This is a genomic window from Streptomyces sp. NPDC048270, assembly GCF_040652335.1.
GTDB lineage: Bacteria > Actinomycetota > Actinomycetes > Streptomycetales > Streptomycetaceae > Streptomyces.
The window spans coordinates 1-13,494 of sequence record NZ_JBEZLV010000056.1; the positions used below are offsets into that span (position 1 = coordinate 1).

The 13,494-nt window shown below is 72.1% G+C and carries 11 protein-coding genes and 1 pseudogene; 10 read left to right on the top strand and 2 right to left on the bottom strand.

From position 1 onward, the window contains the following. Both AB0D66_RS30930 and AB0D66_RS30935 read left to right on the top strand, forming a co-directional pair. Window positions 1–134, top strand: a pseudogene (locus tag AB0D66_RS30930) (3-isopropylmalate dehydrogenase); the annotation flags it as partial. Window positions 135–359: 225 nt separating this feature from the next. Next, window positions 360–1,445 carry a branched-chain amino acid aminotransferase gene (locus AB0D66_RS30935; RefSeq protein WP_362310537.1) on the top strand — a complete coding sequence of 362 codons (1,086 nt, stop codon included), beginning with the start codon at window positions 360–362 and terminating at the stop codon, window positions 1,443–1,445. A gap of 121 nt (window positions 1,446–1,566) precedes the next feature. Here AB0D66_RS30935 and AB0D66_RS30940 read toward each other — a convergent pair whose 3' ends face one another. Continuing rightward, on the bottom strand, window positions 1,567–2,982 hold the full coding sequence (locus AB0D66_RS30940) for a cytosine permease (RefSeq protein ID WP_362310538.1): 1,416 nt from the start codon (window positions 2,980–2,982) through the stop codon (window positions 1,567–1,569). Between the two features lie 155 nt (window positions 2,983–3,137). Here AB0D66_RS30940 and ureA point away from each other — a divergent pair, with 155 nt between their 5' ends. The 6 genes from ureA (at window position 3,138) to AB0D66_RS30970 (ending at window position 10,760) form a co-directional block, all read left to right on the top strand. Further along, on the top strand, window positions 3,138–3,926 hold the full coding sequence (gene ureA / locus AB0D66_RS30945) for an urease subunit gamma (RefSeq protein ID WP_362310539.1): 789 nt from the start codon (window positions 3,138–3,140) through the stop codon (window positions 3,924–3,926). A gap of 56 nt (window positions 3,927–3,982) precedes the next feature. Beyond that, window positions 3,983–5,665, top strand: coding sequence for an urease subunit alpha (locus AB0D66_RS30950; protein WP_362310552.1), 1,683 nt, complete (start codon window positions 3,983–3,985; stop codon window positions 5,663–5,665). 13 nt (window positions 5,666–5,678) lie between these two features. Further along, a complete protein-coding gene (locus AB0D66_RS30955) occupies window positions 5,679–6,728 on the top strand; it encodes an agmatine deiminase family protein (RefSeq protein WP_362310540.1) in 1,050 nt (349 codons plus the stop codon). Window positions 6,729–6,764: 36 nt separating this feature from the next. Next, complete coding sequence (locus AB0D66_RS30960) at window positions 6,765–7,385, top strand: TetR/AcrR family transcriptional regulator (RefSeq protein ID WP_361753256.1); 621 nt, start codon at window positions 6,765–6,767, stop codon at window positions 7,383–7,385. 316 nt (window positions 7,386–7,701) lie between these two features. Next, complete coding sequence (gene cimA, locus AB0D66_RS30965) at window positions 7,702–9,321, top strand: citramalate synthase (RefSeq protein WP_362310541.1); 1,620 nt, start codon at window positions 7,702–7,704, stop codon at window positions 9,319–9,321. Window positions 9,322–9,416: 95 nt separating this feature from the next. Further along, window positions 9,417–10,760 carry a hypothetical protein gene (locus tag AB0D66_RS30970; protein ID WP_362310542.1) on the top strand — a complete coding sequence of 448 codons (1,344 nt, stop codon included), beginning with the start codon at window positions 9,417–9,419 and terminating at the stop codon, window positions 10,758–10,760. 29 nt (window positions 10,761–10,789) lie between these two features. Here the strand turns inward: AB0D66_RS30970 and AB0D66_RS30975 are convergent, their stop codons facing one another. Further along, a complete protein-coding gene (locus tag AB0D66_RS30975; protein ID WP_362310543.1) occupies window positions 10,790–11,398 on the bottom strand; it encodes a YceI family protein in 609 nt (202 codons plus the stop codon). Window positions 11,399–11,662: 264 nt separating this feature from the next. Between AB0D66_RS30975 and AB0D66_RS30980 the strand changes: the two genes are divergently transcribed. Both AB0D66_RS30980 and AB0D66_RS30985 read left to right on the top strand, forming a co-directional pair. After that, entirely contained in the window at window positions 11,663–13,246 is a 1,584-nt protein-coding gene (locus AB0D66_RS30980) for an acyl-CoA carboxylase subunit beta (protein WP_069922093.1), read from the top strand. Between the two features lie 16 nt (window positions 13,247–13,262). Next, window positions 13,263–13,454, top strand: coding sequence for an acyl-CoA carboxylase subunit epsilon (locus AB0D66_RS30985; RefSeq protein WP_069922094.1), 192 nt, complete (start codon window positions 13,263–13,265; stop codon window positions 13,452–13,454). Window positions 13,455–13,494 lie beyond the last annotated feature (40 nt).

A 13,494-nucleotide genomic window follows, 5' to 3' on the forward strand; every position in this document is an offset into this window, starting at 1 on the left:
TGCGCCACCTCGGCCACCAGGCCCAGGCCCTGCGCATCGAAGACGCCGTCACCGCCGACCTCGCCGAACGCGACGGCACCTTCCGCTCCACCGACGCGATCGGCGACGCCCTCGCCGCACGCGTAGCCGGCTGACCCGGCAGCACCACTCCAGGAAGCCGTCGGGTCACATACGGGACCCGGCGGCTTTTCCTGTGCGGCCCCGGGTGCCACCATCTCCCCTGGGCCGCTACCCCGCTTCTCCGAAGCCGCTCCGCGCGCGATAATCGAACGCGAGGCCGCGGAATGCGGGGAAGCTCGGACGTCCTAGTACGCCGTGAGCGCGGTCCGCCATACACAACCGGTGAAGGACAAGCACTCATGACGACGCCCACGATCGAGCTCAAGCCCTCCTCGAACCCGCTGTCCGATGCGGAGCGCGAGGCGATCCTGGCCAGCCCCGGCTTCGGCCGCCACTTCACCGACCACATGGTGACGATCAAGTGGACCGAGGGCCGCGGCTGGCACGACGCCGAGCTGGTCCCCTACGCGCCCCTGTCGATCGACCCGGCGAACATGACGCTGCACTACGCGCAGACGATCTTCGAGGGGCTCAAGGCCTACCGCCAGCCCGACGGCTCCGTCGCCACCTTCCGCCCGCTCGCCAACGCCGAGCGCTTCCAGGCCTCCGCCCGCCGCATGGCCATGCCGGAGCTGCCCGCCGAGCTGTTCATCGAGGCCTGCGACGCCCTCATCCAGCAGGACCGCGCCTGGGTTCCGGACTCCGGCGAGGCCTCCCTGTACCTGCGGCCGTTCATGTTCGCCTCCGAGGTCGGCCTCGGCGTCCGCCCGGCCAACGAGTTCCTCTTCATCGTCATCGCCTCGCCCGCCGGCGCCTACTTCCCCGGCGGCGTCAAGCCCGTCTCCGTCTGGCTCTCCGAGGAGTACGTCCGGGCCGTCAAGGGCGGCACCGGCGCGGCCAAGACCGGCGGCAACTACGCGGCGTCCCTCGTGGCCCAGGCCCAGGCCGCCTCGCACGGCTGCGACCAGGTGGTCTGGCTCGACGCCGTAGAGCACCGCTGGATCGAGGAGATGGGCGGGATGAACCTGTACTTCGTGTACGGCGACCGCATCGTCACCCCGGAGCTCACGGGCTCCCTCCTGCCCGGCATCACCCGCGACTCCCTCCTCACCATCGCGCGCGACCTCGGCTACACCGCCGAAGAGGGCCGGATCACCACCGAGGACTGGCAGCGCGGCAACGCCGACGGCACCCTCACCGAGGTGTTCGCCTGCGGCACCGCCGCCGTCATCACCCCGGTCGGCTCGGTCAAGTCCGAGCGCGCCGACTGGGTCCAGGGCGACGGGCAGCCCGGCCCGGTCACCATGCGGCTGCGCAAGGCCCTTCTGGAGCTCCAGACCGGCCACGCCGCCGACACCCACGGCTGGATGCACCCGCTGGGCTGATCCGGAAGCCCCCGCGTCGTACGTACGAAGGCCCGCGCCCCCCTGAAACGGGGAGCGCGGGCCTTGCTGCGTACGGGGCACGGGCGCGCGGGCCCGGCGGCGGCCGTGCGCACCGGTGGGCTCAGGCCGTCGCCGGCTCCTCGGCCGGGGCGGGCGCCGGCGAGGTGCGGGCGGTCAGGGCCGCGTAGACGAGCCCGCCCGCCAGGCCGGAGAGGACGAAGGAGCAGTCCACGCCGCCGGTCAGGGCGAGCAGCGGACCCTCGTAGAACGGGGTGGTCACGGCGAGCAGGCCGACGCCCGCGCCGATGGCCCAGGAGGCGGTGGCGGCCGCGTTCCACCCGCCGCGGTACCAGTAGGCGCCGCCCACCGAGCGGCGGTTGAAGACCTGGAGGGCGTCGGCGTCGTACCGGCCGCCGCAGCGCAGGTGGCCGATGAGGGTGATCACGGCCCACGGGGTGCCGAGCGCGGTCAGCAGCAGGACGAAGGAGGTCATCGCCGCCTGCACGTCCCACTCGAAGGAGCCGACGAAGACGAAGGCGGTGGCGACGGCCGCGGCGATCACCGTGGCGGTGGTGCGGGTGGCCCGGGGGACGATCGCGTCGAGGTCGAGCCCCATGGAGTACAGCATCAGCCCGGCGTTGCCCACCGAGCCGGCGGCGGCCGCGGCGAGCAGCGGCACCAGGTACCAGAACGGCGCGGCCTCGACCAGCGGCCCCGCGTAGTCGGCCCCGGCCCGGGCGGCGAGCGCGGTGAAGGTGCCGAAGAGCTGCGGTATCAGCAGGCCGACGAGCAGGCCGAGGCCGGTGGCCCCGAGGACCTTGCGGGAGCTGTGCCTGCGCGGGGAGATGTAGCGCGTGTAGTCGCCGAGCAGGGTGATGAAGGCGACGGGCCCGCTGAGGCCGGCCGCGACGGCGGCGAGCAGCCAGGTCGACCAGAAGGAGCCGAGCAGGTACTCGGTGTCCGGCGGGGCGGCGGTGGTGAACTCGGGGGCGTAGGCGAAGACGCCGGCGGCGAGCAGCAGCACCATGCCGATGGACAGGACCTTGCTCATGCGCAGCAGCAGCCGGTAGCCGAAGACGGCCGCGACGACGGTACAGGCGGCCAGCACCCCGTACATCACCCCGCGGGAGACGCCGGTGTCCGGCAGCCCGGTGAGCCGCGACAGCACGCCGACCATCACGTCGCCGCCGATCCACAGGGTGAGGGCGGTGTAGCCCAGCGACAGCAGCAGGCCGACGACCGAGCCGACGAGACGGCCGCGGACGCCGAACTGGGCGCCGCTGGAGGTGGAGAGGTTGGTGGCGGTCCGCAGGGAGACCAGCGCCAGCGGCGCGGTGAAGGCGATGCCGACGAGGGTGCCGGTCACGATGGCGGTGACGGAGGGCCACAGCCCGAGCCCGAAGGACGGGGGAAGCCAGCCGAACACGATCACGCCGAGGCAGAGGTTGGAGCCGAGCAGGATCGCGATCAGGTCACGCGGGCCACTCGTCCGCTCCTCCTCGGGGATGGTGTCGACTCCGCGCTGTTCGATGGGCATGGGGGGACTCCCTTGCAGGGCGGGGGTGGTTCCGCTTTTCTTTGAGCGACACTCAATGTGACCTAAGGCCTGGTCCCAGGTCAATGCTTCATTGACGGGAAATGAAGAGTTAGAGTGATGCTCTAACCCATCGACTCAAGAGGTGGTGGATCGGCGTGCGGCTGACCCCTACGGAGCGCGACCGGCTGCTGCTGCGCAGCGCAGCGGAACTGGCCAGGGCCCGGCGGGCCCGGGGCCTGAGGCTCAATGTCCCGGAGGCCACCGCGCTGATCGCGGACACGGTCTGCGAGGCCGCGCGCGACGGCAAGCGGCTCTCGGAGGCCATCGAGGAGGCCCGCAGCGTGCTGGGCCCCGGCGACGTCATGCCGGGCGTGGCCGACGTGGTGACCGAGGTGCACGTGGAGGCCGTCTTCGACGACGGCTCCCGGCTCGCGGTGGTCTCGTCCCCCATCCAGGGCGCGGTGCCGCTCGGCGACGACGCCCCCGGGGCGGTCGTCACCGGCCCCGGCGTCCCCCAGCCCGAGCCGGTGCTGCACCTGCGCGTGCGCAACACCGCCCCCGTGCCGGTGAGCGTCACCTCGCACTTCCACTTCTTCGAGGCCAACCCGCGCCTCGACTTCGACCGCGCCGCGGCCTACGGGATGCGGCTGTGCGTGCCGGCGGGCTCCTCCGTACGGTTCGACCCGCACGGCGAGGGCGAGGTGGGACTCGTCCCGATCGGCGGCGCCCGCATCGCGATCGGCTTCGCGGGCCTGGTCGACGGCCCCCTCGACGCCCCGGGCGCCAAGACGCTCGCGCTGGCCCGGGCCGCGGCGTGCGGCTACCTGGGCGCGTCCGCCGAGGGCGCCGGCCCGTCGGGCACCGACCCGGCTTCCCCCACCCCCCACGCCGCACCGGCCGGACCGGCCGACGGCACCGAGCGAGCGGACGGAGAGCAGGCGTGAGCAGGCAGACCCCGCACAGCGACCACAGCGCACACTGCGCGCCGGGCAGCCGGCACATCGACCCGCACGAGTACGCCTCCGTCTTCGGCCCCCGCGTCGGCGACCGGGTGCGGCTCGGCGACTCCGGGCTCACCGTCCGGGTCGAGCACGACGCCCAGAAGCCCGGCGACGAGTTCCTGGCCGGATTCGGCAAGACCGCCCGCGACGGCCTGCACCTGAAGGCCGCCGCCGTCCGCGAGACCTGCGACGTCGTGATCAGCAACGTCCTGGTGATCGACGCCGTCCTCGGCATCCGCAAGGTCTCCATCGGCATCCGCGAGGGCCGGATCCACGCCATCGGCCGGGCCGGCAACCCGGACACCCTCGACGGGGTCGACGTCGTCGTCGGCACGGGTACCTCGATCGTCTCCGGCGAGGGCCTGATCGCCACCGCCGGAGCCGTCGACACCCACGTCCACCTGCTCTCCCCGCGCATCATGGAGGCCTCGCTCGCCGCGGGCGTCACCACGGTCATCGGCCAGGAGTTCGGCCCGGTCTGGGGCGTCGGCGTCAACTCCCCGTGGGCGCTGAAGCACGCCTTCAACGCCTTCGACGCCTGGCCCGTCAACATCGGCTTCCTCGCCCGCGGCTCCTCCTCGGACGCCGCCCCGCTGGTCGAGGCGCTCGCCGAGGGCGGCGCCTCGGGCTTCAAGGTCCACGAGGACATGGGCGCCCACACCCGCGCCCTGGACACCGCCCTGCGCGTGGCCGAGGAGTACGACGTACAGGTCGCCCTGCACAGCGACGGCCTCAACGAGTGCCTCTCCGTCGAGGACACCCTGCGGGTGCTGGAGGGCCGGACCATCCACGCCTTCCACATCGAGGGCTGCGGCGGCGGGCACGTGCCGAACGTGCTCAAGATGGCGGGCGTGCCGAACGTCATCGGCTCCTCCACGAACCCCACCCTCCCCTTCGGCCGGGACGCGGTCGCCGAGCACTACGGCATGATCGTCTCCGTCCACGACCTCAAGCCGGACCTGCCGGGCGACGCCGCCATGGCCCGCGACCGGATCCGCGCCGGCACCATGGGGGCCGAGGACGTCCTGCACGACCTCGGCGCGATCGGCATCACCTCCTCCGACGCCCAGGGCATGGGCCGCGCGGGCGAGACCATCCGCCGCACCTTCGCCATGGCCGCCAAGATGAAGGGCGAACTGGGCCCGCTGGAAGGCGACGGCGAGGGCGACGACAACGCACGCGTCCTGCGCTACATGGCCAAGCTGACCATCAACCCGGCCATCGCCCACGGCCTGGCCCACGAGATCGGCTCCATCGAGGTCGGCAAGCTCGCCGACATCGTGCTGTGGCGCCCGCAGTTCTTCGGCGCCAAGCCGCAGCTGGTCCTGAAGTCCGGCTTCCCGGCGTACGGGGTCACCGGCGACCCCAACGCGGCCACCGACACCTGCGAACCGCTGGTCCTCGGCCCGCAGTTCGGCTCGTACGGAGCCACCGCCGCCGACATCTCCGTCGCCTTCGTCTCGGCCGCCGCGGCAGCCCTCGGCAGCGACGAGATGCCGACCCGCCGGCGCCGCGTCGCCGTCCGCGGCACCCGCGGCATCGGCCCGGGGGACCTGCTCCTCAACTCCCGGGTGGGCGCGGTCGATGTGGACGCGCGCAGCGGCCTGGTCTCCCTCGACGGGGAACCGCTGCGCTCCGAAGCCGCCGAATCGGTCTCCCTGAACCGCCTGTACTTCCTGTAAGGACTTCCCTGCCATGACTGCACAGCCCGTGAACGACGGTTTCCGGATGCCCGCCGAGTGGACGCCCCACGAGCGCACCTGGATGGCCTGGCCCAGCCCCAACCCCACCTTCACCAACGAGCAGGAGCTCGCCGAGGCCCGCGAGGCCTGGGGCGCCGTGGCCCGCGCGGTGCGCACGTACGAGCCCGTGACGCTCGTCGTACCGCCCGGCGACGCCGAGAACGCCCGCGCGATCGCCGGGGCCGGCGAGGGCCACCCGCTCACGGTGGTGGAGCGCGAGCTCGACGACGCCTGGATGCGCGACATCGGCCCGACCTTCGTCACCAACGACGCCGGGGAGCTGGCGGCCGTCGACTGGACCTTCAACGGCTGGGGCGCCCAGGAATGGGCCCGCTGGGAGCACGACTCCAAGGTCGCCCGACACGTCTCCGACGTCGCCGGCACCCGTACGTACAGCACCCCGCTCGTCAACGAGGGCGGCGCCATCCATGTCGACGGCGAGGGCACCGTGCTCCTCACCGACACCGTGCAGCTCGGCGAGGGCCGCAACCCCGGCTGGTCCCGCCGGCAGGTCGAGGCCGAGATCCACGCCCACCTCGGCACCACCAAGGCGATCTGGCTGCCGTACGGCCTGGCCGGCGACTACGGCACCTACGGCACCCAGGGACACGTGGACATCGTCGCCGCCTTCGCCCGACCCGGCGTGGTGATGGTGCACACCCAGCCCGACCCGGCCCACCCCGACCACGAGCGGTGCAAGACCATCGCCGCCCTCCTGCGGGCGGCCACGGACGCCCGGGGCCGGCGGCTGGAGGTCGTGGAGATCCCGGCGCCGACCGTGCTGGAGGAGGACGGGGAGTGGGTGGACTACTCGTACATCAACCACTACCTGTGCAACGACGGTGTCGTGCTGTGCTCCTTCGACGACCCGCGCGACGAGGAGGCCGCCGAGATCTTCCGCGGACTGTTCCCCGAGCGGACCGTGACACTCGTTGACGCACGTACGATTTTCGCCGGGGGTGGCGGAATCCACTGCATCACCCAGCAGCAGCCGAAGGTCTGAGGACCGGGACCGGCGCGGAGCGACGAGGAGTGGGCCATGGCGGCGGGTGGAGTACCGGTACGGGCGGCGCGCAAGAACGCGCCCCCGCGCGAGGACGTACTCGTCGCCGCCATGGCCACGATCGCCGAACGCGGCCTGGAAGGCCTGACCATGGCCGGACTGGGCCGCGAGGTCGGCATGAGCAGCGGCCACCTCCTCTACTACTTCCGCAGCAAGGACGAGCTCCTGCTGCAGACCCTGGAGTGGAGCGAGGCGGAACTGGGCACGGCGCGGCGGGCGCTGCTCTCCCGCCGCGGGCCGGTGAGCGAGCGCCTGCGGGCGTACGTCGACCTCTACGTCCCCACGCAGCCCCGCGACCCGCACTGGACGCTGTGGCTCGAGGTCTGGAACCGGTCCCAGAACGCCGGCCCCCAGGAGCGCGACCGCCAGGCCGCCATCGAGGGCGCCTGGCACCGCGACCTGGTGGCGCTGCTCGCGGAGGGCGTCTCGCGCGGCGAGTTCCGCCCGGTGGACCCCGACCGCGTGGCGGCCCGCATCCGCGCCCTGCTCGACGGCTTCAGCATCCAGCTGGCGGTGGGCCTGCCGACGTTGGACCGGGAGGCGATCCTGGACCACGTACGCGAGTTCCTCACGGAGTCCCTCGCCCCGCACCGCTGAGGACCGTGCCCGCATGGTGAGATCGGCGTCCATGCTCGGCGGCCGGTGTGGCACACTGCGAGCGTGCCTGCTCAGCTCATGATTATCGCCAGCAGCGCGCCGGTCCCCAGTGGCCGCTGAACCGCGGAAGAACTTCGCGGAAGCGGCCGCCGTGCCTCGGACCCGCGCGCAGACCTCTCGCTACCCGCGAGGGGTTTTTTCGTTTCCCGGCCCGACCCTGCCGGGGCCCGACCGCGCGCGATGATGGGGGCAGTGACGGTGGCCTGCCCCTTTGGCGGGCATCCGGAACCACTCATCCGACAGGAGTCAGATCAGCATGACGACGACACCAGAGGCGGCAGCAGCGGTCCTCGACGACGGCTTCCATGTCTTCGACACCACGCTGCGCGACGGCGCCCAGCGCGAAGGCATCAACCTCACGGTCGCCGACAAGCTCACGATCGCCCGGCACCTGGACGACTTCGGGGTGGGCTTCATCGAGGGCGGCTGGCCCGGCGCCAACCCCCGCGACACCGAGTTCTTCGCACGGGCCCGGGCCGAGATCGACTTCAAGAACGCCCAGCTGGTCGCCTTCGGCGCGACCCGCCGGGCGGGCGGCACGGCCGCCGCGGACCCGCAGGTGCGGGCCCTGCTGGAGTCCGGCGCCCCGGTGATCACGCTGGTGGCCAAGTCCCACGACCGCCACGTCGAACTCGCCCTGCGCACCACCTTGGACGAGAACCTCGAGATGGTCCGCGACACGGTCTCCTACCTGGTGGCCCAGGGCCGCCGCGTCTTCGTCGACTGCGAGCACTTCTTCGACGGCTACCGGGCCAACGCCGAGTACGCCAAGACCGTGGTGCGCACCGCCCACGAGGCCGGCGCCGACGTCGTCATCCTCTGCGACACCAACGGCGGGATGCTGCCCGCCCAGATCACCGCTACCGTCGCGACCGTCCTCGCGGACACCGGCGCCCGCCTCGGCATCCACGCCCAGGACGACACCGGCTGCGCCGTCGCCAACACCCTCGCCGCCGTGGACGCGGGCGCCACCCACGTGCAGTGCACGGCCAACGGCTACGGCGAGCGCGTCGGCAACGCGAACCTCTTCCCCGTCGTGGCCGCCCTGGAGATCAAGTACGGCCGCACGGTGCTCCCCGAGGGCGCGCTCGCCGAGATGACCCGGATCTCGCACGCCATCGCCGAGGTCGTCAACCTCACGCCCTCCACGCACCAGCCGTACGTGGGCGTCTCCGCGTTCGCGCACAAGGCGGGCCTGCACGCCTCGGCCATCAAGGTCGACCCGGACCTCTACCAGCACATCGATCCCGAGCGCGTCGGCAACACCATGCGCATGCTGGTCTCCGACATGGCCGGCCGTGCCTCGATCGAGCTCAAGGGCAAGGAGCTCGGCGTCGACCTCGGCGGGGACCGCGCGCTGATCTCCCGGGTGGTGGAGCGGGTCAAGGAGCGCGAGCTCAAGGGCTACACGTACGAGGCCGCCGACGCCTCCTTCGAGCTGCTGCTGCGCGCCGAGGCCGAGGGCCGGGCCCGCAAGTACTTCCGCATCGAGTCCTGGCGGGCGATCGTCGAGGACCGCCCGGACGGCACCCACGCCAACGAGGCCACGGTCAAGCTCTGGGCCAAGGGCGAGCGGATCGTCGCCACGGCCGAGGGCAACGGCCCGGTCAACGCCCTGGACCGGGCCCTGCGGGTGGCCCTGGAGCGCTTCTACCCGCAGCTCGCCAAGTTCGAGCTGGTCGACTACAAGGTCCGCATCCTGGAGGGCACGCACGGCACGGAGTCCACGACCCGCGTGCTGGTCGCCACGACGGACGGCGTGCGCGAGTGGTCCACGGTCGGGGTGGCCCCGAACGTGATCGCGGCCTCCTGGCAGGCCCTGGAGGACGCCTTCACCTACGGGCTCCTGCACGCGGGCGTGGAGCCGGCGGAGTAGTCCCCACCGGGACGGGGCCGGCTTCCGGGCCGGGGCTGTGATGGGCTTATGTCCAGCTCACACAGGAAAGTACCGGTTCGGGTAGCGTCATGGATATGAGGACCAGGCTGATATCCGTACGTATGGGATCGGTGCTCGCCGGTCTGCTGCTGGCGCTGTCGGGTGCCGCCCTGGCGGCCGCGCCGCAGGCGTCGGCGGCCAACGGGGTCGCCGCCGTGGCGGAGGCCCTCAAGCGGGGCCCCGTCTACGTCGACCCCCGGGCCGAGGCGCAGCTCCCCAAGGCGGAGGCGGACGCGCTCGCGCAGAAGATCAAGGACGCGGGCAAGCCGGTGTTCGTCGCGGTGCTGCCGGCCGGCGGCGAGTTCCCGCAGGACAAGGTGCTCGGCGCCGTCCGTGCCGAGACCGGGATCACCGGCCTCTACGCGGTCCGGCTCGGCGACGGCTTCAACGCGGGCGCGGACCGCGCGGTGATGCCGGCCAACGCCGTGCACAACCTCTCCGAGGCCGTGAAGACCGGCGGGCCGGTGGACGCGAGCACGCAGCTGAACAACTTCGTGGACCAGGCCCTGACCCAGGTCAAGGGCGGCGCCCCGGCCTCCTGGGGGAGCGTCGGCGAGGACGACGGCGCGCCGGTCGCGGGCCTGGTCGCGCTCGGCGCGGTGGCGGTGGTCGGCGGCGGCGGCGCGTACGTGCTGGTCCGCCGCAACCGCAGGAAGAAGGAGGAGGCCCGGCGCGAGGCCGTCGAGCGCCTCGGCGTGGTCGTCGAGGAGGACATCACGGCCTTCGGCGAGGAGCTCGAGCGCCTCGACTTCCACCCCGGCGAGCCCGGCGCCGACGACGCCATGCGCAGGGACTACGAGCAGGGGCTCGACTCGTACGAGAAGGCCAAGCAGATCATGGGCTCCGTGCGGTACCCGGAAGAGGTCACGGGGGTCACGCAGGCCCTGGAGGACGGCCGCTTCGCCCTGGCCACCCTGGACGCGCGCCGGCAGGGCAGGCCGCTGCCCGAGCGCCGTTCGCCCTGCTTCTTCGACCCGCGGCACGGCCCCAGCACCGAGGACGCCTCATGGGCTCCGGCCGGCGGGGCCCCGCGCACCGTCCCGGTCTGCGCGGCGGACGCCGTCCGGCTGCGCGACGGCCTGGACCCGGCGGTCCGCACGGTCGACACGGAGCACGGGCCGCGCCCCTACTACGACGCGGGCCCGGCCTACGGCCCCTGGGCCGGCGGCTACTTCGGCGGTGGCATGCTGCCCGGCCTGCTCATGGGCACGATGCTCGGCTCGATGATGTCCAGCCCGGCCTACGCCTCGGACCTCGGCGGCGGCATGGGCGGCGGCTTCGAGGGCGGGGACGTCTCCGGAGCGGACTTCAACCCGTCCGACTTCGGCGGCGGGGACTTCGGCGGCGGTGGCGGATTCGACGGCGGGGGCGGCTGGTAGCCGCCCCCGGTGGGCCGCGGAGGTACCGGTCAGGCCTGCTTGATGGCGGAGATGTCGAAGCCCAGCTTCACCTTGTCGCTGACCATCACACCGCCGGCCTCCAGCGCGGCGTTCCAGGTCAGGCCCCAGTCGGAGCGCAGGATCTCGGCGGAGCCCTCGAAGCCGACGCGCTCGTTGCCGTAGACGTCCTTGGCGGATCCGGTGAACTCCAGGTCGATGGAGAGCGGGCGCGTGACGTCCTTGATCGTGAGCTCACCGGTGATGCGGTACGCGTCGCCGCCGAGCTGCGCGGCCCGGGTGGAGCGGAAGGTCATCAGCGGGAAGAGCTCGGCGTCGAAGAAGTCGCTGCCCAGCAGGTGCGCGTCGCGGTCGGCGATGCCGGTGTTGACCGAGCCGATCGTCACGTCGATGGAGGCCGTGGAGCGGGCCGGGTCGCTGCCGTCCAGGTGCAGGCTGCCCTCGAAGGAGTCGAAGCTGCCGCGGACGTTGGTGACCATGGCGTGGCGGACGGTGAAGCCGATGCTGCTGTGCGCGGGGTCGATGGCGTAGGCGCCGGTGAGGGCGGCGAGCGCCGGGTCCACGGCCGTCGGGGCGGTGGCGGTGAGGGTGTCCTGGCTGCGGCGGGTGAAGAGGCCCATGGCGTGCTCCTTGGTAGCGGCTCGAAAGTTTCTGTTGAATCTTCAACGACTTCAACGAGAACGACGCTAGACCTATTCCGTTTAATTTTCAACTTCTAGCCCCCGTGTCGGGCTTTTTTGTCGGAGGAGCACAAAGGACGAAGGTCTCCTCTGGCGGAGTCCTTGGTTCCTCCGGCCGTACTGTGCGGGCCGGACAGCGGAAGACTCCCGAGACTGTGCGGAATGAACGGAGGTTTTTCATCGCGATCTTCGTAAGGTCGGTACATGACCGTTGTGGACCAGACCCCGAGCGAGCCGACGGACGCCCGTGGGCGCGTGGCCGAGCTGCACTCCCTGCGCGAGCAGGCGCGGCGCGGCCCCAGTGACCGCGCCACCGAGACCCAGCACGCCAAGGGCAAGCTGACCGCCCGCGAGCGCATCGCGCTGCTCCTCGACGAAGGTTCCTTCAAGGAGGTCGAGCAGCTCCGCCGCCACCGCGCGACCGGCTTCGGCCTGGAGGGCAAGAAGCCCTACACCGACGGCGTCATCACCGGCTGGGGAACGGTCGAGGGCCGCACGGTCTTCGTCTACGCCCACGACTTCCGCATCTTCGGCGGCGCCCTGGGCGAGGCCCACGCCACGAAGATCCACAAGATCATGGACATGGCCATCGCGGCCGGTGCCCCGCTGGTCTCCCTCAACGACGGCGCCGGCGCCCGCATCCAGGAGGGCGTCTCGGCCCTCGCCGGCTACGGCGGCATCTTCCAGCGCAACACCAGGGCCTCGGGCGTCATCCCGCAGATCTCGGTCATGCTGGGCCCCTGCGCCGGCGGCGCCGCCTACTCCCCGGCCCTCACGGACTTCGTGTTCATGGTCCGGGACACCTCGCAGATGTTCATCACCGGCCCGGACGTGGTCCGCGCGGTGACCGGCGAGGAGATCACCCAGAACGGCCTCGGCGGCGCGGACGTGCACGCCGAGACCTCGGGCGTCGCGCACTTCGCGTACGACGACGAGGAGACCTGCATCTCCGAGGTCCGCTACCTGATCTCGATGCTGCCCTCGAACAACCGCGAGAACCCGCCCGTCCACGAGACGAGCGACCCGGCGAACCGCCGCTCCGAGGTCCTCCTCGACCTGGTGCCCGCCGACGGCAACCGCCCGTACGACATGCTCAAGGTCATCGAGGAGCTCGTCGACGAGGGCGACGTCCTGGAGATCCACGAGCGCTGGGCCCGCAACATCATCTGCGCCCTGGCCCGGATGGACGGACAGGTCGTCGGCATCGTCGCCAACCAGCCCGGCCACCTCGCCGGCGTCCTGGACATCCACGCCTCCGAGAAGGCCGCGCGCTTCGTCCAGATGTGCGACGCCTTCAACATCCCGATCATCACGCTGCTGGACGTCCCCGGCTTCCTGCCGGGCGTCGACCAGGAGCACGGCGGCATCATCCGCCACGGCGCCAAGCTGCTGTACGCGTACTGCAACGCCACCGTCCCGCGGATCTCGCTGATCCTGCGCAAGGCCTACGGCGGCGCGTACATCGTCATGGACTCCCAGTCCATCGGCGCCGACATCACCTACGCCTGGCCCACCAACGAGATCGCCGTCATGGGCGCCGAGGGTGCCGCCAACGTCATCTTCCGCAAGCAGATCGCGGACGCCGAGGACCCCGAGGCTATGCGCGTCCGCATGGTCAAGGAGTACAAGGCCGAGCTGATGCACCCGTACTACGCGGCCGAGCGCGGCCTCGTCGATGACGTCATCGACCCCGCCGAGACCCGCGAGACCCTCGTGGCCGCGCTCTCGATGCTCCGCAACAAGCACGCCGACCTGCCGTCCCGCAAGCACGGCAACCCGCCGCAGTAGAGGAGACAAGCCACCGATGAGCACCGACACCCTGCTGCGCGTCGAAAAGGGCAACGCCGAGCCCGAGGAGCTGGCCGCGATCACCGCGATCCTGCTCGCCCGTGCCGCCGCCACCCCCGAGACCGTCCCCGCCCCCCGGTCCCAGGCCGGCTGGCGCCGCCTGGAGCGCACCCCGGGCTTCCGCGCCCCGCACAGCTGGCAGGGCTGAGCCCCGAAGCCGAGAAGGCCCCGCACCCCCCAGGGTGCGG